Origin of the sequence: Sphingobacterium siyangense (assembly GCF_007830445.1) — a bacterium.
GTDB lineage: Bacteria > Bacteroidota > Bacteroidia > Sphingobacteriales > Sphingobacteriaceae > Sphingobacterium > Sphingobacterium siyangense.
The window spans coordinates 101,716-123,313 of the sequence record NZ_VLKR01000001.1 but is presented as its reverse complement, the minus strand read 5'-3'; the positions used below and the strand labels follow the sequence as shown (position 1 = coordinate 123,313).

Genomic DNA, 21,598 nt, shown 5'->3' with positions numbered 1-21,598 from the left:
GAACTAATGGTCAGTATGAGGTGATTATGAATGAAAAAAAAAGTGAAAATTTTGGCGCCTGCTGTGATGTCAATGGAATTTTTAAGATAATAGGTGGAAAATGGAAAGTTTCGCTCATTAAGGCTGTTGCTAAACAATGCCCCAAAAGATTTGGTGAGCTACGACGGGAAATGGAAGATCTGGCACAAACGACATTGACTGTTCAGCTCCGTGAGCTCGAACGCGATGGTATTTTATGTAGACAGATTTACGCTGAATCTCCACCACGCGTGGAATATAAACTCAGCGAATTAGGTAAAACTTTACTACCCGTCATTGAAAGACTTGATGAGTGGTGGTCAGATTACAAGCGCGAAAGGGGATAGGCATTTAGCTTATCCTTTTTCGCTCCTCATTTTTGGTGATGCCCAATAAGACTATTGTACCGATAATACAAAAAGTGCCGATCCAGTCTGTTTCTCTAAATGGTGTATTTAACCACAAGACAGCTAATAGGGCCGCCGATAAGGGTTCGGCAGAAGCTAGAAGACTTGTCTTTTGTCCACCAATAAGCTTAACTGCTGTTAGATAAGCATAAAAAGGGATTAGTGTGCCGAAGACAACAATAAAAGCAGTGTAGCTATAGGTATATATATCCCAGATTCCATCAATTTCCCAAGGAGGTTTGACAAAGCAAAAAACGAGACCTCCCAATAGCATTCCCCAACCGATAACTATTGCCGCATTATACTTGTTTAACAAGTGGATTGGTTGTAGTGTATAAAAAGCAAGCGTAACAGCTGACATCAAACCAAAAAATAATGCGAGAGGAGAAATCGACAGGGAACCAAAATTCCCATGTGTGACTAAAAGAAATGTGCCCAGTATAGCTAAAAGTATGGCCAGGCAGGCAACTTTCGAAGGGAATTTTCTCTTGTTCAACGCCATATAGATTGCGATCAGGACCGGACCTGTATATTGTAGCACAGTTGCGGTAGCAGCGTTGGAATAATTTATGGCGGCAAAATAAGTATATTGGACGGCTAATACACCAAAAATACTGAATAGAAGAAGTGCTAAACTATTTTACGATGACGCCAAATCTGCCAAATCTCATTTTTCTTGTGCATTCCCGCCAAAAGCAATAATACAATGCCTGTCACAAGCATTCTTACCGTAATAAGCCATTCTACGTTAACTGCCCTTTTTTGAAAAAGAAATTGGCCAAAAGTACCCGATACACCCCAAAGAATAGCCGCCCCGATTGCCAAGAGGAATCCTTTCAAAACATGGTTTTTCATTGTTTTATCCGAAATAAATTTGATATTAAGTCTTGCTATAGCAAGACTTCTGCGTCAGTGATCCCTTTGGTTGATAGGTCGGAGATGCTTCGAAGCGTTCTTTGAGAAATTTCTGTTAATGCTTCTGTTGTGAAAAAAGCTTGATGCGCCGTAACCAAAACATTCGGATAACTCATCAATAATTGTATTGTTTCATCTTCAATAATTGTTGTCGATAAGTCTTTAAAAAACAACTTTTCCTCTTGTTCATAAACGTCAATACCTAATAAGCCAATTTTTCGTTCTTTAAGCGCTTTAATAGCATCATTGGTATTGATTAGATTGCCTCTGCTTGTATTAATAATTGTCACCCCATCTTTCATCTTGTCCAATGACTCCTTATTAATGAGATAGTGGTTCTCGGGAGTAAGCGGGCAATGAAGAGAAATAATATCTGATTCTTTGAAGACTTCATCCAACGATCTGTAATTGACACCTTGTGCTGTAAGCTGCTGGTCTGGGTATAAATCATAGGCAATTACATTTGCCCCAAATCCCAATGCGATTTTGATAAAAGCCTTTCCAATTTTTCCAGTACCAATAACGCCAATTTTTTTCTGATGGAGATTAAATCCCAAAAGTCCATTCAATGCAAAATTTTGCTCCCGTACGCGATTATAGGCTTTATGTGTTTTACGATTCAATGTCAATAACATGGCCATGGTGTGTTCAGCGACCGCTTCAGGGGAATAGGCGGGCACCCGACAAACTTTTATCCCAAATTCCCTGGCAGCTTCCAGATCAACGTTATTAAAGCCAGCGCAGCGTAAGGCGATCAGCTCAACACCTTTTTGAGCAAGTACTTCAATAACTTGTCGGTTGAGTTTATCATTGACAAATGCGCAGACTACCTTCTCATCTTCAATAGCATTGACAATGTGTGGACCTAAATGCGTTTCATAAAAATTGAACTGAAAGCCATAGGTGCTGTTTTCTTGCTCAAAGAATAATTTGTCGTATGGTTTTGTCGAAAAGAAAGCGATTTTCATAAAATTGTTTGTTACGTAATACTATAGAATAAATATACGGTATAAATCGCTTATTTGGTACCGCAATGCAGGATGATTTTCTAGTATTATAGTATAATTTGTTTTAAAATAGCTTAAATTAGAACAATCACATGAAAGCTATTTTAGTTGAATCTTAAGCATATTAATTACTTCCGATATGAAATGGTCAAATCAAATTACACAATTAATAGGTATTGATTATCCGATTATCCAAGCTCCCATGTTTGGTGTTACCACACCAGAAATGGTCATTGCAGCATCGCGTGCCGGAGCGCTCGGGTCGCTATCGTTGGGTGATCTACCAGCAGAACGCTGTAGTGAGCTTATTCGTTCAACCGCTGCATATGTAAAGAAGCCTTTTGCAGTCAATATTTTTGTAAATCATGTTCCTGAAGTTTCAGTGAATTTGAGGACAGCGTATAATGAAACAAAGGTTTTTGTGGAACAGTTAGCCCTGCAATATGGTTTAGAAGTAGCTTTACCGGAGCTCGATAGCATCCATATTACAGATTACAGGGAACAAATTGACGCGATCATAAGCCATCAGTGTAAAGTTGTGAGTTTTACTTTTGGAAATCTGGATGCACAAAGTATAAAACGATTGAAAGACAATGATGTGATGATTATTGGTACATGCACTTCAGTGGCAGAAGCAATTGCTCTGGAAGAAGCTGGTATTGATGTGATCTGTGTACAGGGATTAGAAGCTGGGGGACATCGCGGAAGTTTTGAGGAGGCACCTGTTCCTGAGATTGGCGGATTTTCTCTGCTACCACAAGTGAAAGAGCATGTAAACGTGCCGCTTATTTATGCCGGTGGATTATATAATGCAAGCACGATCCATTCTGCAAAGCTATTAGGTGCCAGTGGTTTTCAGATTGGCAGTTTATTGCTCAAATCTAAAGAAAGCGCACTGCTGGACTTTGAGAAAGCGCGTCTTTCTCATGTTAAGGAATCAGATATTGTCTTGACAAGGAGTTTTTCAGGACGCTATGCCAGAGGTATAAAGAATACATTTATTGAAGCTTTGGACAAATCGCACTATATCTTACCATATCCCTATCAAAATAAACTCACCGGGGAATTACGAAAAGTAGCCAAGGCCAATAAAAATGTCGATTTTGTAAATATTTGGGCCGGACAATCGATCCATTCTTACAGTGAACTTTCGACAACAGATATTATGCAAACGTTAATCCGAGAAGTTGAAAATTTGCATACTAGTTTAGTTGTTTAACAATAATATAGAGTCTACCACCTGTCAGTATATTGTCATTTTAATTAAAACTAATAACTAAAATCTTTGTTTAAATTATTTAAACGGAGTTGTAGTGGTTAATCTACAACGAATTTTCTTTTTTTTTCGAAACTTTGCATCACTGTGAAAAACTAAAAATCTACCGCTATGGGGAACGAAAAAAAGAGAATTCTTGTTATCGAAGATAATGAGATTCTATTAAGCACAATGCAATTTGTTCTTGTAAGGGAGGGCTATGACCTATTACTTGCCAGATCTGTTATGACCTTTTGCCAATGGTTACGAAATAATCGATCGCATTCGGAAAAGCAATACGAATAATCAGGTACCTGTTATTATTATTTCCGGTTACCGTGACGATAATAGTATTGTGGAAGGATTCGAAGTCGGAGCCAATGATTATATTAAAAAGCCTATCTCTCCGTCGGAACTTATATCTCGTGTACGATTAAGAATAGGTCATGCTTAGTAAAATTGAACATATAATCCATTTCATTCGATCCTTTTTCGAAGGTGAGGGCTGGCGTATTTTGACGGCAACATCGTATAGACAATTGGGGTTTTACACTCATGGGCGGTTGGAGCTATTACAAAGTTGCTGAAAATAGATTTATGAATCAGTATGACCTAAATCTATCATTAAGGAAATATTTTTAATATGATGTGGAAGTTTATGTTATGTCTATTGTCAATGGTAACGATAGTTCAGGGTAAAGAAAGAATTACATTAGTTGATCAAGGGAAAACGGACTATGTCATTCAAGCGGATGCAAATGATCCTGTTTTACAAAAAGCTGCTGCGGTGATAAACACTTTTACAAAAGAAAGTACAGGTGTAGATTTTGCAATACAAGCTAAAGGCGAAGTCACACATGCCATTATTTTGGAAAAAAGCTCAATAACTAATATGTTTCCCGAAGACAGTTACTCCATACAAGCTGTAGGAAAGAATATTTATATCGAGGGAAGTGGTAAAGGTGTACTATTTGCGGCATATCGTTATGTCAGGGATATTATTGGTGGACGAAAGTGGTATGTAGGTAAAGAAAATACATCTGTTCCAAAATTGACATTCTTAACAGTGGATTCAGATCTGAAGATTTATTCCAAACCAAATTTTGAGTTTAGAGAGGTTTATTTCCCTGTTGAATTGGATCAGGAGTATATGGATTGGTATGGTTTACATAATTTGGAAGAACGCTGGGGAGATTGGGGGCACACTTTCAGTAAAATATTGCCACCATCAGTTTATTTTAAAGAACATCCGGAGTATTACTCCCTGTATGATGGAAAACGCCAACCTATTCAACTTTGTCTATCTAACGAGGACGTTTTTAATCTTACCGTAGCTTATTTTAAACGTAGGATAAGCGAAAATCCCACAGCTACTTATTGGTCTATCGCGGCCAATGATGATATTGGAAGCTGTACTTGCGATCGTTGTCAGGCTATTGATAAGCGGGAGGGTGGAGCGCAAGGCTCACTGATTCACTTTGTGAATAGGGTGGCCGCACAATTTCCCGACAAAAAATTTACAACACTGGCGTATTTAGAATCAGCAAATGCGCCAACGCACTTCAAGGTTGCCGATAATGTTTCTGTTATATTAAGTAATATCGATGCTTTTAGAAAAAATGACATTGGAAGTGAACCATCAGCAGCAACTTTTCGTAGACAATTGGGAGCTTGGAAAGCTAAGGCCAAGCATGTATTTGTATGGGATTATCTGACACAGTTCACTAATTATCTTGCGCCATTTCCGATCCAAGGAACCATGCAGGAAAGTCTACAATATTTGAAAACGCAAGGTGTCGAAGGGGTCTTTTTGCAAGGTGGAGGAGCGACTTATAGTGATATGGCGGAGCTAAATGCCTATATATTGGCTAACCTCGCCTGGGATACGACGCTTTCAGAAGAACAGCTAACCAACGAGTTTATCGAGGGCTATTATGGCAAGGCTGGACCCTTTATTAAAGCATATCTTGCTGAACGAAGAAATCACTTGCCCGGGCCTTCATCAGCTTTATCCATTTACGGAAACCCGATTGATAATAGGCATGACTTTTTAAGTCCAGAGGCGATGGATAAGTATAGTACATTATTAGAAAAAGCGGAAATAGCCAGTGAAGGTAATCCTTTAGTGGAATCCCGTGTCAGGCGTATTGGACTTGGGTTGGATTATACCTATTTGCAACAAGCAAGATTTTATGGACCGCATCAACATGGTATATTTGAACAAGAGGGGGAGCGTTGGGTTGTGAGACAAAAGGTGAGTCGTAAAGTAACACAATTTGTTGAAGATGCAAAAAAATTGGACGTTATAGAGCTTGCCGAAGCTGGCGCATCACCCGATAGTTATGCAAAGGAGTGGTCTGAAATATTCAAAGCCGGCGTTAGAGCAAATAAGGCCTCTGAAGCAAATATTAAGTTGAGATATCCATTTGATCCTTCTTTCCCTGCCAATGGACTAAAAACACTTACAGATAGTGTGCCGGGCTATATGGATTATAGCTATAATTGGTTGCTATGGAACGGGGAGCCGATGGATATTACTTTTGATTTTGAACAGGAAAGGCGAATAGATACCATAACACTTAATTTTCTAAAGGATGCCCGACATTGGATATTTCCACCAAAAGAAATTCGAATTTCGGTATCTAAGAATGGAAAAGATTTCCAAGATGTATTTCTCAGTAAGCTTGAATCCGTTGAGGAGGATTACACCTTGGACAAGATACCTTATCAAGTATTATTAAATGACAGTGTTAAAGTGATCCGAGTTTATGCTGCACCTTTGGCAAAACTACCCGAATGGCGGTATCATCCTAAGCGAAAGCCTCTTATAGCCTGTGATGAAATCTGGTTAAATTAATATAGAAAAGCTTATTAACGTTGGTTTTAAAGCGGTGTGGATATTGTTCTACAATAATTTATTTAGCAGTATAATTTTATACGGAAAATGATTAAATTAGAGTTAACTAAGTTATAAACAGATTCATATGGAAATTAAAACATCTTCAAAATTTATCGCCGAACTAATTGGAACGTTTGGTTTGGTACTTTTTGGTTGCGGTGCGGCCGCTATTGCAGGAGCCAATACCACAGCTGGGCTTTCTGGTCTTGGCCTTTTGGGTATTGCTGTCGCCTTCGGACTTTCAGTGGTGGTATTTGCATACACGATCGGTGGAATTTCAGGCTGTCATATCAATCCTGCGGTGACTGTTGGTGTGTTATTGGCTGGTAGAATGTCTGCCAAGGATGCGGTTGTCTACATTGTTGCTCAGTTTATTGGTGCACTTTTGGGGGCATTTGTCCTTCAGCAGATTTTAAGCGGGCAATTGGCCGGATTTACCGCAGGAGAGTGGGCGTATGGCTCAAACGGTTGGGGTAAAGGATATCAAAACGAGTATGGTACTGCTTCCGCCTTTTTGATTGAAGCAGTGTTAACCTTCATTTTTCTGTTTGTGATACTGGCAACAACTTCGAAGGTAGGAAACAGCACAATGGCTGGGCTTGCAATCGGCTTTACGCTTCTTTAGATCCATTTGGTTGCTATTCCCGTAACAGGTACGTCGGTTAATCCTGCTCGTTCATTTGGGCCAGCGATTCTGGCCGGCTGTCAGGCTTTATCGCAGCTTTGGCTCTTTATTGTAGCTCCATTAGTAGGGGCAGCTGTAGCAGCAGGGGTATGGAAAGCCCTTGAACCTAAAGACTAGTTTTTCAATTTTATAAGATGCGCCCAATACGTAAAATATTACCTATTGGGCGCTTTCGTGTATATAAGATTTATTGGCTAGGGCGGAACAATCCCTAGGAATTCAATATATCATTTATAAAGTTAGTAACCTGTTTCTCTTCCGTAGCCCAGGACGTGATCAAACGAACCGCTGCATAATCTGAATCGATATCCTTCCATATATAAAATTGATAATTTATAAGCAGTGCTTCGATGAGCGATTTAGGTAAAATGGGAAAAATCTGATTGGTGGTTGATTCCGTTAGAAAGGAATATCCTTTGTCTTTGATAGCCTTCGCCATACGCATCGCAAGCGAATTAGCTCTCAATGCCAGCTCTAAATACAAATCATCCTGAAATAGCGTTAGAAATTGAATTGAAAGCACTCTGCCTTTGGCAAGCAAGGCGCCTTTCTGCTTGATCGCATAGTCAAAATCTACGGCTAATTCGGGACGGTTAAACACAACTGCCTCACCCAGCAGAGCTCCGTTTTTTGTTCCGCCAATGTAGAAAACGTCAGTATACTTAGCAATAGCTGCAAAGGTTAAATCGTTGTTTTCCGCGGTCAAAGCATGGCCCAGGCGTGCGCCATCCAAATAAAGTAACAGTTGTTGCTGCTGACAGCACACATATAGCGCTTCCAATTCTGCCGAAGAATATATTGTGCCGATTTCAGTGGAATTAGAAATATAAACTATTCTTGGTTTTACCACATGTGGCGCCAAAGCATGTTCCCTGAGTACCGTAGTAATATCGTTAGGTGTCAATTTCCCATCAGACGTTTCAACGGTAATGACTTTATGTCCAGTTGCTTCTATAGCACCAGTTTCATTTGCAGATATATGCCCTGTTTTTGCACTGATCACTGCTTCATGGATACGTAAAAGAAAAGATATGACAAGAAGATTTGTTTGTGTGCCCCCAGATAAAAAGTGGATAACGGCTTGCTGATTCGCTATCTTTTTCTTCAAAATCGATCTGGCTTCTTTGGAATAGTCATCCTCCCCATAGCCTAATTGCTGTATCAGATTCGTTTCAATAAGCTTATCTAAAATGCGGGGATGTGCCCCTTCTGAATAGTCATTTTTAAAGTTGTACATAAATTTATCTATTTAATGCGGATGCTTTATTAAACTCTTTTCCTAGGGTAGGCTGCTCGAGTCTTGTGTAGGTCAAATGTATACATACAATCTCATTTTTTAACAACCTTAATCTAGAAAAAATTAGGACAAAAGCTATGCGTTTTAAGTACTGGTGTTGTAGGATAAGAATGTTTTCTGAAGCGCCGTAAATGTTTTGTCAAAACTAATGATTAAATTCGGGAGAGAAGGCAGAATAACTGATTTGTCCTTATTAAATTATGAAAAGAGTCGTATTTGTTGCAAGTATTTTGCTGGCATTTGGAATGGGGTATGCTTTTAATAACTTGAGCCATTCATATCGATCCACCGAGTTGAAAAGAGTAACCGGTATAGGTGGAATTTTTTTCAAATGTAAAGATCCTAAAAAAGTAAGAGCTTGGTATGCCGATCATTTGGGACTGGCTACAAATTCTTACGGCGCTGTATTTGAGTGGTATCAGGGAGCTGACAGTACGAAAAAGGGATTTACGCAATGGAGCCCTTTTAAAGAGAGCACTTCCTATTTTGGCCCTTCGGAAAAAGATTTTATGATCAATTATCGGGTAGCCAATATTGAGCTTTTAATAGAAGAATTGAAGAAGGAGGGCGTTACGGTACTTGATACGATCGAATCCTTTGACTCCGGCAAATTTGCTCATATCATGGATATTGAAGGAAACAAAATAGAGCTTTGGCAGCCCAATGATCTTGCTTATGAAAAGATGGGCATCGATTTGGGGGCCAAAACCACGAAGTAGGTCTATTTAGTTCGTAACGTAGGGTCTGTCTTTAACATTTGATAATTAAGATAATCAATGCATGCAGCTCCGACGGTTCCCAGGCAGTAAGCCACAAGATCCGACCATAAAAAGCCCTGTCCAAACACGAGCCGCAAAAGCGGATTGTTTCTTATCCATATAAGTAAAGGATGTTGTACAAGCTGTAAAAATTCGATGGCAAAACAAAATATAAGTGTCGCCGTAAAAGAAAATAATAACGATTTCCTCGTAAATAAAAAACGTGACAACCAATAAATCATAACCGCATACAGTACATCGCCGGTAATGGTAGGAATGGCGGATATTTTCCGTGACAACAAACCCATGAAGATGGTTAAAGCAACGCGAAGTAGATAGTGTATTTTTGGTTTCATCGAAACGAATGCGCTACAATGTTATTGCCTGAAATATGAGATCGTTTCGACGGGATTACCAAAGATCTTTTTGGTTCCTCTTTTTTGTGTAAATCCACCATGTTGCGCGATTATATTTGCAATGGAGAAAATTACATTCATATCGTTTTGAGGGTGAATAGTCGTAAGTAGTTTTCCATTATGGTCGAATAGTTGAAGTTGGTTGACCAAGGAATGATTTATTTCCATGGAATGAATGACCTCGAACGGAATAATTTTGTCCTCCTTTTTCGGTTGTTTAATAGATAAGTTATTTTTATCAACTTGTATTTCTATCTTGGGATTGATGAATTGCAATAGTATGACTAGGGGACCGATTACAACGACAGCAACCAATATACCAAGACCCTTTGCCGAACCAAAGTTGTTTACTGCATCAGCTAGCACATTTATACCGCCAAAAATTAAACAGCATAGGATAAATACAACAATTAGGTAGCCAAATCCAAAGATCAAGCCCTTTTTAACATTATGGGATTTAAATTGAAAGGTATTCATAGTGGTGACTTCTATTTTTACGTGTTTTTATTTTAGTAAAGATATTTATATTTATGCAATCAGAGCTATCTTAGCGACAGAGATTTTGTTATTTCATTAGAGAACGTATTGGAAAATATCATTGAAATTAAAAGAACTAATTTTCAGCGGAAGTCAGCATATTTTCAACTGTTGAATTATACACTGTTTTCAATACTCGGAATTGTAAGTATATTTTGGGATTGGAAAGCCAGCATTGCGCCAATAATCTGCGTCATTACTTTCTATTTAATCGAGCGGAAAATTGATTTTTGGTCAAATGTCCTCTCGTTTATCATCGCTTTTTTAATCCTTTCATTTTCTTTGTCGTGGATATTCAGCTTGTCTTTTGGTATATTTATTTTTCAATGTCTATTGCTTGCAGCCATTAAGCCTGCTATCGTTATATGGAAAGAAATCAAACAGGAACATACCGATGTGATCTTCGCAATGAGTTCGGAGTATTTTGTATGTTTAAGTCCAGATAACAGTGACTACAGAGGATATGCAATGAACCCTATGGGGTATAAAAAGCGCTTTCCAATGTCGGCCGTTATTTCAGTTCAGCGAGATGGAAATATTTTACTTATTGCCTTGCAGCAGCAGATTGTACGTCCTCGTGAATTGCGTTCAGACGAAATCGAAATTATTCTCGAATATTTTAGAATGAATAGACCGGATGTTTTAGCCGCAGTTGAAACAAAAATTATCCGTGAGGAAGAAGACCGAATATATTGGGTCAAGCTTATTGTTATCGGTATTCCATGTATATTGGCTGGACTATCCATCTATTTTTTTGCAGACAACGGAAGGAATACATTGGTCACAATACTTAGTATTGTCGCCGCATTGTTTCTTGGCCTGATTTTATTGAAAATTACAAATTTGATATATCGTTCATAACGATGGAAAAGCCATTTATTTATTTTAAAAAGTCTCCGTACCAATGTCCAGAGGATTTGACGATGCGCTGTTGATTGTTGAAATCAACATAAACTAGTCCAAATCTTGGACGATATCCTTCAGCCCATTCGAAGTTGTCCATGAATGTCCATACAAAATACCCTTTGACATTTATTCCTTCTTGTTTTGCACGGTAAACCTCCTGTAAAGCGTGCTGTAAATAGCTCAATCTTTTGGGGTCATGCACTAAACCATTTTCAATTTTATCAGGAAATGCAGCACCATTTTCGGTAACAATTAAAGTGGGGATATTAGGGTAGGCGCTAAATTTCTTGAGCATATAATAAATGGAGGCTGGGTAAACTTCCCAGTTCATTTCGGTCATTTCAACTTTGCGCTCTTTCGCCGACACTATCTTTGCTTGAAGATAAGGAACGAACATGGCGTATCGTATAATTTCCCGTGTATAATTTTGCACGCCAATAAAGTCCATATCAAATTGCAGATCTCGCTCATCATTCGCGTGCATATACTTTTCAATTCTACCCAGTATTTTAATCTCTTGTGTTGGATAGCCCATTCCTAGTAGCGGTTCTATAAATAGGCGGTTGAGCAATACATCTGCTTTCTTTGCCGCAAGAATGTCTCTGTCTTTCGACGTAAAGGGCTCAACATGGGAGCAAGAAAAAGTCGTTCCTACTTCGCTATTAGGCTGTAAAGACTTAATAATTCGGCCGCCTTGAGCTTGTGCTAATGCAGCATGATGGGACGCAGCCAAAAAATTGCCCAAACCTTTTCTCTCTGGTGCATGTACACCGAAGAAATAACCTGCAGCAGTAAATACTGTAGGTTCGTTGAGAACCATCCAATGCTTGACCCGGTCCCCGTAGGTTTGCACACATTTGGAAACAAATTCTCCAAACCAATCTTTCACATCACGGTTTACCCAGCCACCTTTCTTTTCCAATGCATGTGGAAGATCCCAATGATATAAGGTAGGCCAAGGTGTTATCCCTAACTCAAGGGATAAATCGATCAAACGATCATAAAAATCCAATCCAGATTGATTTACCGCACCAATACCAGCAGGAAATATACGACTCCATGATAAAGAGAATCTGTAATTAGGAATATGCATTCCCTGCATCAAATACAGGTCCTGAACATAGCGATTGTAAAAATCACAGGCCTCATTACCATGTTGATTTTGAAATATACGGTTTCTTTTTTTGACGAATATATCCCAGATAGAAGGGCCTTTTCCATGCAAATCATGTGCTCCTTCAATCTGGTAGGCAGCTGTAGAAACTCCCCAAATAAAATCTTTGCCAAAGGCATCTTTGGTTAATAGCATTTACAAAAATAAAATTATCGGACCTCAATGCCGTTTTTAAAAACAATTAAGTTTTGTGGAATCTTAATGGTGAATAGAATGAACTGAATCTACCCAAAAAGATTCTAAATATAATCCGCTGGAAAAAATAGTTTATCGTTTTCATAATAGATACATTAACTCCGTTGACTACATTAATTATCGCATTATAAAGTAACAGAACTTATATGAACTGGATATAAACTATATGTTAAATATACGAAAAAATAGTTCGACGATCATCGGTAGCTAATTTGTCCGCGTAACGGCTAAAACACTGTCCCTCGAGCGTTATTTTTTCATTCAACTATTGAATCGAGGACGCTGGTTGATTGGAGACAGAATCGGTGTGGCATCTATTTGATTTCAAATTCCGTAAATATCGTTCTTTTAAATTCTAAAACTTCGGGAGCAATTTTAAAACCTTCACCACCATAGCCTTTATTGAATGTTTCTAGAGCCATTCCTGTTCTGTACTGCGTTGATTCGTTGGATGCGCTTCCATCATTAGACAGAAATAGCAGTTTTCCGATTTTAACATCAGCCCTAGATGCAAGTTTTTTTGCCGATTTTAAAGCATCATCATATGCAATAAGATCTGCTTCTCTTAAAATACTGTCTGCTCTGGAGTGGTCAAATGAGATGGAACCGATCCCACTGATTTTTGTTTCTAACAATTTTCCCGTTAATTCTGTGAATTTCGATAAATCATGTAAAACAAAATCGATTGTTTGCTGTGCTTGATAACCTATAAATTTATTGGTATTACCAATGTATTGATAGTCTTTATTTGCAGACACGCTACTCGTTTTGATATCTTCTTTTTGATGTCCATATTTTTGGAGCAACGCTATTACGGTGTCGACTGTTGCTTGTGTTTCTCGTACCGCGTCTACCATTCTGGGTTTTGTGAAAGTTGTATTGATGGTCAGGGTGACCTGGTCGGGCATGATCCTAATCTTTCCTTCGCCACTTACACGAATTCTGTTTTCACTTTCCTTTGATACCGAACCACACGACGATATTAAAATTATGCTGCTCAAGCATATAAGAAATATAGCGATTGTTTGCTTTTTCATATTACATGATGTTCAAAGTGATATTTTAATTAGTAAGTTTCACCCTAAATATAATAAATATATCCCGAGGTAGCGGCAGTGACTAAAACAATATTAGCCAAAATAACGGGGTGTAAATTCAAAAAGCAGGCTATAACCTGCTTTTTGTTCTTGAAATACGACTATTTTTTTAGTTAATACTTTTTGAGTAAATCTTAAGCTGTTTTTGCAAGGACTTTCGTGCCATGTGTATACGTGTTTTCACAGTTCCTTCCGGTATTTGCAAATGCGCTGCAATTTCATAATATTTAAACCCTTCCAAAAACATAGCAAAGGCGTCATAATAGTCTTTCGATAAATTATTGAGCGCATGCTGTATATCAGAAGCAACAAAATTATTTTCTCCGCGATTGGTTGTTATTTCATTGCGATAACCAGTGCTGATGTATTCGCTTCTGTAATTTTCTAACCTTTTGTTACGTGTATATTGATTGATATACGTGTTTTTCATAATGATATAGAGCCAAGACATCAATTTCGGATGTTTCAGGAATTTTTCGATAGATGCTAGTGACCTCACCATGGTCTCTTGAACCAAATCTTCCCGTTCATCCGGATCATTTGTAAATTGCGCTGCCAAATACTTTAACGTAGGCCTTTTTTCCTTAAACAGTTGATCGATTGTTGTATTTTCCATATTATCAAATTTTAAGTGTCTATCTTTTCTACATCCACTGCAATTAAGATGCTAGAAAAAACAATTTGGAAGGATGAATCGAGGCAAGTGTTTTCAAGCGAGTAGATTTATTTTTTATTCTAAATAGTTGTTAAACAGTGTTTTGGGTGTATTGTTCGCTTGGTATATTGGTGCTTTATTTGAACTTTTTTACTTTAACAACAAGTGTTTTCCTATCTAAATTCCCCCATTTATCTTTTTCTTGCACGTATTTATACGCAGTACTTCAAAGGATACATATTTTATATAAATAGGTGTTAATTTTTAAAACTGTTCGTGCCTTGAAGTGGTTATTAGTTACAACATGAAATGGAAAACAATATGGGGGACGTGAACAAAAAACTATATTTTGACCTATCAGATGGACCGAAAGGCCAATCTGAAGGTCTAAAAGATCAGGCGGAGTTAAAGGAAGTATGGGACGGTAGCCAAGAAGATTTTTATAAATCGATTATTAGGAATCAACAGGATGATATCGGAAAAATAGGACGGTATTTTCGCGATGAACTGGCTCAGGAGCTTTACGGAATGCGTATATCGCTTCAGAATTTCACTAATCGTTATGGCGATTTTGAAGAATTACGTTGCCTACGTGATTCATTGACTACCTTAGTTATAGAAATCCGCAATAAAGCGGGATTGCTGTACAATCCCATATTAAATGACCTGGGAATTTTTCACGCTGTTGATGAAGCCGTTGCCAGTTACAAAAAACGATCTGGTTTTATAATTGATACGTTGCTTGACCCTCATTTGCGAGAATTACATCATCAGACGCAAATTCATCTATTTAAATTTCTGACTGCAATGTTTCAATATTTAAATGATGAAATGGCCTCGCAGTCGATCTCAATTTCAGTGCAGGTGATCGAATTTGAAATTCTTGTCAAAGTATCACCTTTTTTTCAACAAGGAGAAGCCTTGTCAGTATCAAAGCCCGAAAACAGACAAATGCGCTTGACGAAGATTGCAGAACTCTACAATGCGCAGATTATGAATGATACACTTGTAGCAGGTATTTTACTAAAATTGACTATTTAAAAAGATAATAATGATAAAAATCCTATTGGTTGAAGACCACATGGTTGTACGTAACGGAATAAAATTACTATTAGAATCTCAAGAAGGATTTGAAGTCGTTGGCGAAGCGTCGAATGGCAAAGAGGCGCTCGACTTCCTAAGTGCAAATTCTGTTCCTGATATCGTCTTAACGGATATCAGTATGGATGAAATGGACGGCATGGAATTGCTTCAGGTCCTAAACAAACAGTATTCATCTATTAAAGTGGTTATACTATCCATGCTGAATCAGATTAATTATGTCATTGAGGCGTTTGAATCTGGTCTGGCTGGCTATTTGGTCAAAAATGTTGGCTATCACGAATTGCTTTTTGGGCTGAATCATATTGCTAACGGAGGTCGGTACATGAGTGAAGAGATCGCCATGATACTTTTAGATCAAGTCCGTTCTGGGCAAAGCTATGCGCAGATCCCAGGAGAATGGCAAACGGATTTTGATATTTCGGAGCGTGAACTTGAAGTATTAAAACTGATTGCGGAAGGCTACACGAATGTTGAAATTGCAGATAAGATTTTTTTAAGTAAGCGTACTGTTGAGGGGCATCGTCAGAACCTCATAGACAAAGCGGGCGTAAAAAACACGGCACATCTGGTTAAGTTTGCTTTTGAAAGAGGTATTTTAAATTAGCGAAAATTTTCCTGGCAAATGATCAGGGAAATTTTGATCCGTAAAGATAGTGTCAGTATGTTGGTGTATATAGCGAAATGTTTTCGGATAGAAAAAGTCTGGATAGTAAAATGGGTTTGTGGGAATAGAAGAGGAATGGATTTCAATAAATTTATCTGGAGATTTTTAATCTGATACAAAATGATATTCAATTGATACGATTTACCTCCAATCTTAGCAAATATTTGTTCAATTTTAGGCTTTCACCTATATGATGTATTATAATCAATGAACAAAATATATTTGCTGCCTATTGCTTTCTTACTGTTTTTTGTCCCAAGGACATTTGCGCAAACTGTAAACAAAGATCAGATTGAAAATGCGCAGATGCCTATAAACGGCATTTTTCAAGCGGATCCGACCATATTCTATCACAAAGGATATTATTACCTTTATGGTACGAATGGTGATCAGCATGAACAGCAGGGCTTTAAAGTATACCAGTCTAAGGATTTAGATTCCTGGGTAAGTCCGGAGGGAGTTAATTCAGGTTTTGCGGCTGTAAAGGGTGATATCTTTGGATCAAAAGGATTTTGGGCTCCGCAAGTATGGTTTGAGAATGGTAAGTTTTATATGGCTTACACAGCCGATGAGCATATTGCAATCGCAGTCGGTGATGCTCCAACGGGTCCTTTTAAGCAAACTGCCAAAGTGCCAATTGCTATTGGGCAAAAGCAAATTGATCCATTTGTATTCCGCGATAAAGATGGGAAAAAATACCTATTTCATGTAAGGTTAAAGGATGGGAATAGAATTTTTGTGGCGGAGCTGAAGTCAGATTATTCCGGAATAAAGGAAGAAACGCTGAAAGAATGTCTCCATCCAGAACTTCCCTGGGAAAATACGGCGAATGCCGACTGGACAGTAAGTGAAGGTCCCACTGTCATTCGAGAGGGAAAATATTATTATATGTTCTATTCGGCGAATGATTTTCGGAATAAGGACTACGCTGTGGGTGTTGCTATCGCTGAAAATATTTATGGACCCTGGAAAAAACTGGAAGGTCAGCCTGCATTAAGCCGTAAAAATAGCGGATTTGCCGGAACTGGACATGGTGACATTTTCAAAAAAGGAAAGCAATGGTATTACGTCTGTCATACACATTTTTCAGATGAAAAGGTTGCGCCTCGGCGGACAGCCATAGTGCCGATTCAATTCGTGGCAAATAGCAACGGTCTCTTGATTCCCCAATTCGAAACTGCAAAGTTTCGCTTTTTAAGCACAGATCAACGATCGAGGCAACCTAGAAAATCCTATCAAACAGATGTAGCCTTTGGTGATCCTTTTATTGTTTTCGATCCACCTTCGGATCAATACTATTTATATGGAACCGGCGGGACTGAAAATGGATTTATAGCCTATAGTTCCAAAGATCTAAAGACATGGAAAAAGGAGGGAAAAGTATACGATGCCAAACAGCCGAATGGTTGGGGGGAAAAGGATTTCTGGGCGCCAGAGGTCTATCGTGTGAATAACAAATATTACATGTATTATAGTGCTCATTGGAAAGAAAATCCGAAAAAACACCTGGAAAACTATCGTATAGGAGTTGCAGTGTCGGATAGTCCATTGGGGCCATTTAAAGATCTGAGCGGGAAACCTATTTTTGATCCTGGATATCCCATCATTGACGCGAATGTTTTTAGAGATACAGACCATAGAAATTATCTGTTCTATTCACGCTGCTGCTACGAACATCCTGTGGAATCAGAAATTGCAACTTGGGCAGAAAAGAAATTTGGCTATAAGAATATTGAAGAAAGCTGGGTTTACGGAGTCGAATTGGATAGCAGTATGACAAAGGTGATAGGGAATCCGGTTCTTTTAATGCGCCCCCCAATTACGATGAACGATGCTCAATCAGAATGGGAAAGTAGATCGGTAACTTCAGGTGAGGTCAATAGACGATGGACGGAAGGTTCTTTTTTAGTCAAAGAAAACGGATTATACCACATGATGTATTCGGCCAATTATTTTGCTGGAGCCAATTACGCTGTTGGCTACGCAACAGCAACTGCTCCTTTGGGAAGCTATCAAAAATCGGTATCTAATCCGATCATTGAAAAGAATACCAATAGAGGTGGAGTGGTTTCGGGTACTGGGCACAATAGTTTATTTCAGGATAAGGAAGGAAAAATCCGCTGTGTATATCATGGCCGCACCCTAAAGACGGGAGATCAGCGTATCGTTTTTATCAGCGATGTTTTTTTTGATGAAAAAGGACAGTTGAATATCTTTACAGATTGACCCATCGGTCAATCTGTCTTTTTAGATATGGCCCGATTTTCGACATTTTCGTCCCAGGTAGCGGAAGACTTCTTTCCAGGGCTTATGTTGCTTCTTGTCTGCGGATTTTTATGTGTGTAGTTGATATTTTCCTCTTCTTCCGGATCGGTTTCATCTATCGCTGGATCAGGATGTTCGGTCGGATCAGTGTCATTTGGATCGGGAATAGTACGTTCCCCGAACAATCCTTTACGATACCAGATGTTACTAAAATAATAGGCAATAATTAAACCTCGTTTTACTACTGCATGTTGCAATATCTCTTCCATTTTCGATTTCTTTTTAAGTGATACGATCCTTTTTATTGGATGGTATGCTCTCCTTAAATGAACAACGTTAGATGGAAAATAGTTTGAAAGATTTCAGGATTTGAAACAAAGATCAATCGAGTAACATTTGCTCAGGAAATGGCTTAACAATAGGGAAGTAGAGGTGGACAACGGTGCCTATACCAACCTCTGATTCAATTTCGATACTTCCTCCCAATCGTTCCATTATCCGTTTCACCAGCGAAAGCCCAATGCCCGTACCAGGTATTGAACCCACATTGTCGGCTCTGGTAAACATTTCGTAAATATGAGGCAGGTGGTCACTTGGTATGCCAATACCGTTATCCTTGATCTGATAATGCGTATAATCGTCTTCGTCGGAACTATCTATTGTCACTAAAGGCCTGTCTGCTTGTGCAGAATATTTTATTGCGTTAACAATTAAATTGGAAAAAATTTGATACGCGGCACTTTTTTCGCCCCAAATTGGTAATAGGGTACCAAAAGTGGGTTGGCAATTATTGACGTTATATAAAATGCTATTTTCTTGAAATATGCGCTGAATTGTATAGGCCATGGGAAGTGGTTCCTTGTCTAAAATGCTGGAACGGTGCTGGCTCAACTGGACCATATTGTTGATAATATCTTCAATGTTTGTAACGCTTCGGCTGAAATTCTGGTACCACTTATTGATTTTTGTAAAATCAATATTGTCGGAGTGCTGCTGTAGAAATTGTATGCCCATTTTTAAGATGGACAAGGGATTTTTTAAATCATGAGAAAGGGTATGTGTAAACATTTCCAACTCATTGTTCAAACTCAGAAGCTCCTCATTTAGCAACTGACGTTCCTTTAATTTTGCAAAAATGGATTCCTTGATAATCTGATTCAGACGAAGGACAAAATTGATTTCAGCATCATTCCAGGGTTTGGCAACGTCATAGCGCATATCTTCCCAGATTTTGAGCTGTTTGCTTTCATGCGGCTCGTTTTTCAGCTCCATCTGCATCACCTGATTACGGTTTTCCTTTCTAAACCAAACGAGGTAATAATCGTTTTCCAAGCCAACCTTTAGATACATGAGCCCCGCAAAACCCAATTTATCGTTAAAGTTATCCTGATGATTCAGCCGAAAATTATAATCTTTGAAGAGGGCTTTATCGGTATGTTTTTGCAGGAATTGAATGATTTCATAAAATTGCGCTTTCTGCGGAGAATGACCATAGTTAAAAACATCGCCCTGGTTAAATATGGCCAATCCATCTGCATTGACCAGCTGGGTAAGAATATCCATATGCTGTATCAAAGCACAATTCACCATTTTATTTTCAGAAAGGCTCCTTTTTAACTCTTCTTCAGCGAGTTTAAGAAGTTCCGTTCTTTCCAACAGATTCTGTTTGACATGACTCTCATATTTGCTGGTGGCTGCCTGGATGGCAAACGTACATAGTTTTCGCTGCTGCAGATCGACCACCCGCTCTTCATCATTCTGTGCGACCACAAGACCCCAAAAGTCATCATCGATACAGATTCTAAAAAACAAGGCGCTTTGTACATTTATCTTTTTTAAAAAAAGCCGATGAAGTTCAGGTAACGGTGATAATAAACTCGAGACCGGATCAATTCCTTCGTCAGTATAGTAGAATTTTTGTCCCTCGATATTAATATTGGGAGCATATCGATATGAATAGCTCCGATAGTACGACAAGACTTCTTCGGGCATGAAATCTTTCGAGAACTCCATTCCTTTGAAATGGGCTTGTCCATCTGCTGTATGTTCCGCAATCACGGAACTATAACCCGTTTCCTGAACCTGCAAAACGAAAACCCGATCGTAATTCAGTAATTTGTTGACGGCCGAACAAACACGGTCCCAATTATTTGGTTGAATAGTATCTAGCAAAAAATTAAGCTCATTTATTTTTTTTGCAGCAATGTATTTTTTGTGTTGTTGTTCCCACTCGATATAGAAGTATTCATCGTGTCTTCGCAATTTTACATAAACACGTTCTTTTCTCATTTTAATGGGCAAAATATGGCGCGACTGCCCGTTTTCAAGTAGATCAGTTACTGCATTCTTGATTTTGGATAACGCTTCACCGAATGTATTGCTAAAGCTATCAAAGAAATGAGTTCCTAATAGGTTCTCTTTGGCGTCGTGATCATTTACGACAGATTCGGTTATCCCAACGACATTAAAATGTCGATCTAAGATGACCAGACTGCCAAAAGATTGAAGCATAATGATGGTTTGATTGTTAGATTGAAATGTATGATTCATAATACCCCAAAACTTCTTATGATATACATAAATATACAAAAAAAATTACGACAACATCGATTGAATCTTTTATAACAGAAGGTTATAAAAGATATAAAATTGCCTCATTGGGTTCTTTTTATTTCGAAATTAAAGCTGCTGCCAATTTCCGTTCGGCAGAAGGAACTAATGCTGAACATTAAACTCTTTGGCCACGGCATGAGCCATTCCTTTAAGAAGTGATTTCCATTGTGGGTAAGATGCCCCAATTTTAGCTGCTAGACCAATGAAATAATTCCTGACATTATCACTGATATTCTCATTGTCGACATTGATGATCTCGTTCCTTCCAGCGTATTGGAACAAAATACTATTCCTCCGTTTTTCGATCAAAAAGGTAGAAGATGAAACTCCTTCAAAAAAATGTGCTGTATTTTTATCCCCAGGATGGCTTGGATCGGGGCAAGGTTTTAATGTTATGGCAAAAACACTATAATCGTCCGTTTTGTCTGAAATGAGGCTGACAATATTTACCCAATCATAACCATCACTACTTGGAAGTCCAGGTCCTGGAATATCGAGTCTGATATAATCATGTAATTCGAGTAAGCGATCAATTGGAGTACCATAACCCGCTGTTAATTGAAACACAGTAGCAGGTATCTGAGCGAGCTCATGCCAATGGTTGACTTTTCTAAGATTGTTTATAGCCGAAGCATAGGCTAAATTGGCCATAGCTTCACTTGGAAACTCGAGGGATTCAAAGCAATCCAGGTGCTTACCTTCTTTCTGTTCCGGTATGATATTCTTCATCT

Annotated in this window: 20 protein-coding genes and 2 pseudogenes; 10 read left to right on the top strand and 12 right to left on the bottom strand. The window is 38.5% G+C overall.

The genetic code is table 11. The annotated features are described in order from the left end of the window. Window positions 1-26 precede the first annotated feature (26 nt). Window positions 27-365 (top strand): winged helix-turn-helix transcriptional regulator, encoded by a 339-nt coding sequence (locus tag IQ31_RS00550; protein WP_088161659.1) that lies wholly within the window; start codon window positions 27-29, stop codon window positions 363-365. A gap of 4 nt (window positions 366-369) precedes the next feature. On the opposite strand, the gene IQ31_RS28025 is transcribed toward IQ31_RS00550, so the two are convergent. From IQ31_RS28025 to IQ31_RS00540, 3 genes are read right to left on the bottom strand one after another with little or no spacing between them, the layout of a single operon-like run. Then, entirely contained in the window at window positions 370-1,038 is a 669-nt protein-coding gene (locus IQ31_RS28025; RefSeq protein ID WP_280176842.1) for an EamA family transporter, read from the bottom strand. Between the two features lie 17 nt (window positions 1,039-1,055). Then, window positions 1,056-1,280, bottom strand: a complete 225-nt coding sequence (locus IQ31_RS28020) for an EamA family transporter (RefSeq protein WP_208734063.1) — start codon at window positions 1,278-1,280, stop codon at window positions 1,056-1,058. Window positions 1,281-1,315: 35 nt separating this feature from the next. Next, window positions 1,316-2,308, bottom strand: coding sequence for a 2-hydroxyacid dehydrogenase (locus IQ31_RS00540; protein WP_145326796.1), 993 nt, complete (start codon window positions 2,306-2,308; stop codon window positions 1,316-1,318). A gap of 178 nt (window positions 2,309-2,486) precedes the next feature. On the opposite strand from IQ31_RS00540, the gene IQ31_RS00535 reads away from it, so the two are divergent. The 4 genes and pseudogenes from IQ31_RS00535 to IQ31_RS00520 all read left to right on the top strand — a co-directional run bounded on the left by IQ31_RS00535 (window position 2,487) and on the right by IQ31_RS00520 (window position 7,303). Next, window positions 2,487-3,566 (top strand): NAD(P)H-dependent flavin oxidoreductase, encoded by a 1,080-nt coding sequence (locus IQ31_RS00535; RefSeq protein WP_145326795.1) that lies wholly within the window; start codon window positions 2,487-2,489, stop codon window positions 3,564-3,566. Window positions 3,567-3,870: 304 nt separating this feature from the next. Continuing rightward, a pseudogene (locus IQ31_RS28175) lies at window positions 3,871-4,056 on the top strand (response regulator); the annotation flags it as partial. A gap of 222 nt (window positions 4,057-4,278) precedes the next feature. Further along, window positions 4,279-6,459 carry a DUF4838 domain-containing protein gene (locus IQ31_RS00525; protein ID WP_158638753.1) on the top strand — a complete coding sequence of 727 codons (2,181 nt, stop codon included), beginning with the start codon at window positions 4,279-4,281 and terminating at the stop codon, window positions 6,457-6,459. 127 nt (window positions 6,460-6,586) lie between these two features. Next, a pseudogene (locus IQ31_RS00520) lies at window positions 6,587-7,303 on the top strand (MIP family channel protein). Between the two features lie 94 nt (window positions 7,304-7,397). Here IQ31_RS00520 and IQ31_RS00515 read toward each other — a convergent pair. Then, window positions 7,398-8,423, bottom strand: a complete 1,026-nt coding sequence (locus IQ31_RS00515) for a threonine aldolase family protein (protein WP_088161654.1) — start codon at window positions 8,421-8,423, stop codon at window positions 7,398-7,400. Between the two features lie 260 nt (window positions 8,424-8,683). On the opposite strand from IQ31_RS00515, the gene IQ31_RS00510 reads away from it, so the two are divergent. Continuing rightward, entirely contained in the window at window positions 8,684-9,202 is a 519-nt protein-coding gene (locus IQ31_RS00510) for a VOC family protein (protein ID WP_208734061.1), read from the top strand. A 2-nt stretch (window positions 9,203-9,204) separates the two neighbouring features. Here the strand turns inward: IQ31_RS00510 and IQ31_RS00505 are convergent, their stop codons facing one another. Both IQ31_RS00505 and IQ31_RS00500 read right to left on the bottom strand, forming a co-directional pair. After that, entirely contained in the window at window positions 9,205-9,597 is a 393-nt protein-coding gene (locus tag IQ31_RS00505; protein ID WP_145326793.1) for a ribosomal maturation YjgA family protein, read from the bottom strand. A 21-nt stretch (window positions 9,598-9,618) separates the two neighbouring features. After that, the gene (locus IQ31_RS00500; RefSeq protein WP_145326792.1) at window positions 9,619-10,134 is read right to left on the bottom strand and encodes a hypothetical protein; all 516 of its coding nucleotides are present in this window, start codon (window positions 10,132-10,134) and stop codon (window positions 9,619-9,621) included. A 108-nt stretch (window positions 10,135-10,242) separates the two neighbouring features. Here IQ31_RS00500 and IQ31_RS00495 point away from each other — a divergent pair, with 108 nt between their 5' ends. Continuing rightward, on the top strand, window positions 10,243-11,055 hold the full coding sequence (locus IQ31_RS00495) for a hypothetical protein (protein ID WP_145326791.1): 813 nt from the start codon (window positions 10,243-10,245) through the stop codon (window positions 11,053-11,055). Window positions 11,056-11,074: 19 nt separating this feature from the next. On the opposite strand, the gene IQ31_RS00490 is transcribed toward IQ31_RS00495, so the two are convergent. From IQ31_RS00490 to IQ31_RS00480, 3 genes are all read right to left on the bottom strand, one after another. Beyond that, window positions 11,075-12,409, bottom strand: coding sequence for a GH1 family beta-glucosidase (locus tag IQ31_RS00490; protein WP_145326790.1), 1,335 nt, complete (start codon window positions 12,407-12,409; stop codon window positions 11,075-11,077). Window positions 12,410-12,783: 374 nt separating this feature from the next. After that, window positions 12,784-13,506, bottom strand: coding sequence for an SIMPL domain-containing protein (locus tag IQ31_RS00485; RefSeq protein ID WP_145326789.1), 723 nt, complete (start codon window positions 13,504-13,506; stop codon window positions 12,784-12,786). A gap of 169 nt (window positions 13,507-13,675) precedes the next feature. Further along, window positions 13,676-14,182, bottom strand: a complete 507-nt coding sequence (locus IQ31_RS00480) for an RNA polymerase sigma factor (protein WP_145326788.1) — start codon at window positions 14,180-14,182, stop codon at window positions 13,676-13,678. A 369-nt stretch (window positions 14,183-14,551) separates the two neighbouring features. Between IQ31_RS00480 and IQ31_RS00475 the strand changes: the two genes are divergently transcribed. The 3 genes from IQ31_RS00475 (at window position 14,552) to IQ31_RS27560 (ending at window position 18,215) form a co-directional block, all read left to right on the top strand. Continuing rightward, window positions 14,552-15,262, top strand: a complete 711-nt coding sequence (locus IQ31_RS00475; protein ID WP_145326787.1) for a hypothetical protein — start codon at window positions 14,552-14,554, stop codon at window positions 15,260-15,262. A gap of 10 nt (window positions 15,263-15,272) precedes the next feature. Further along, window positions 15,273-15,929, top strand: coding sequence for a response regulator transcription factor (locus tag IQ31_RS00470; RefSeq protein WP_145326786.1), 657 nt, complete (start codon window positions 15,273-15,275; stop codon window positions 15,927-15,929). A 267-nt stretch (window positions 15,930-16,196) separates the two neighbouring features. Next, on the top strand, window positions 16,197-18,215 hold the full coding sequence (locus IQ31_RS27560) for a glycoside hydrolase family 43 protein (RefSeq protein WP_208734059.1): 2,019 nt from the start codon (window positions 16,197-16,199) through the stop codon (window positions 18,213-18,215). Between the two features lie 8 nt (window positions 18,216-18,223). On the opposite strand, the gene IQ31_RS00455 is transcribed toward IQ31_RS27560, so the two are convergent. From IQ31_RS00455 to IQ31_RS00445, 3 genes are all read right to left on the bottom strand, one after another. Beyond that, window positions 18,224-18,523, bottom strand: a complete 300-nt coding sequence (locus IQ31_RS00455; RefSeq protein WP_145326785.1) for a hypothetical protein — start codon at window positions 18,521-18,523, stop codon at window positions 18,224-18,226. Window positions 18,524-18,635: 112 nt separating this feature from the next. Beyond that, entirely contained in the window at window positions 18,636-20,804 is a 2,169-nt protein-coding gene (locus tag IQ31_RS00450; RefSeq protein WP_145326784.1) for a GAF domain-containing sensor histidine kinase, read from the bottom strand. Between the two features lie 165 nt (window positions 20,805-20,969). After that, window positions 20,970-21,596, bottom strand: coding sequence for a hypothetical protein (locus tag IQ31_RS00445; RefSeq protein WP_145326783.1), 627 nt, complete (start codon window positions 21,594-21,596; stop codon window positions 20,970-20,972). Window positions 21,597-21,598 lie beyond the last annotated feature (2 nt).

Bases quoted from the DNA above. Each gene is read 5' to 3' on its own strand.
- IQ31_RS00550 (WP_088161659.1), top strand. From the start codon at position 27: ATGAATGAAAAAAAAAGTGAAAATTTTGGCGCCTGCTGTGATGTCAAT.
- IQ31_RS28020 (WP_208734063.1), bottom strand. From the start codon at position 1,280: ATGAAAAACCATGTTTTGAAAGGATTCCTCTTGGCAATCGGGGCGGCT.
- IQ31_RS00540 (WP_145326796.1), bottom strand. From the start codon at position 2,308: ATGAAAATCGCTTTCTTTTCGACAAAACCATACGACAAATTATTCTTT.
- IQ31_RS00535 (WP_145326795.1), top strand. From the start codon at position 2,487: ATGAAATGGTCAAATCAAATTACACAATTAATAGGTATTGATTATCCG.
- IQ31_RS00525 (WP_158638753.1), top strand. From the start codon at position 4,279: ATGGTAACGATAGTTCAGGGTAAAGAAAGAATTACATTAGTTGATCAA.
- IQ31_RS00515 (WP_088161654.1), bottom strand. From the start codon at position 8,423: ATGTACAACTTTAAAAATGACTATTCAGAAGGGGCACATCCCCGCATT.
- IQ31_RS00510 (WP_208734061.1), top strand. From the start codon at position 8,684: ATGAAAAGAGTCGTATTTGTTGCAAGTATTTTGCTGGCATTTGGAATG.
- IQ31_RS00505 (WP_145326793.1), bottom strand. From the start codon at position 9,597: ATGAAACCAAAAATACACTATCTACTTCGCGTTGCTTTAACCATCTTC.
- IQ31_RS00500 (WP_145326792.1), bottom strand. From the start codon at position 10,134: ATGAATACCTTTCAATTTAAATCCCATAATGTTAAAAAGGGCTTGATC.
- IQ31_RS00490 (WP_145326790.1), bottom strand. From the start codon at position 12,409: ATGCTATTAACCAAAGATGCCTTTGGCAAAGATTTTATTTGGGGAGTT.
- IQ31_RS00485 (WP_145326789.1), bottom strand. From the start codon at position 13,506: ATGAAAAAGCAAACAATCGCTATATTTCTTATATGCTTGAGCAGCATA.
- IQ31_RS00480 (WP_145326788.1), bottom strand. From the start codon at position 14,182: ATGGAAAATACAACAATCGATCAACTGTTTAAGGAAAAAAGGCCTACG.
- IQ31_RS00470 (WP_145326786.1), top strand. From the start codon at position 15,273: ATGATAAAAATCCTATTGGTTGAAGACCACATGGTTGTACGTAACGGA.
- IQ31_RS27560 (WP_208734059.1), top strand. From the start codon at position 16,197: ATGAACAAAATATATTTGCTGCCTATTGCTTTCTTACTGTTTTTTGTC.
- IQ31_RS00455 (WP_145326785.1), bottom strand. From the start codon at position 18,523: ATGGAAGAGATATTGCAACATGCAGTAGTAAAACGAGGTTTAATTATT.
- IQ31_RS00450 (WP_145326784.1), bottom strand. From the start codon at position 20,804: ATGAATCATACATTTCAATCTAACAATCAAACCATCATTATGCTTCAA.
- IQ31_RS00445 (WP_145326783.1), bottom strand. From the start codon at position 21,596: ATGAAGAATATCATACCGGAACAGAAAGAAGGTAAGCACCTGGATTGC.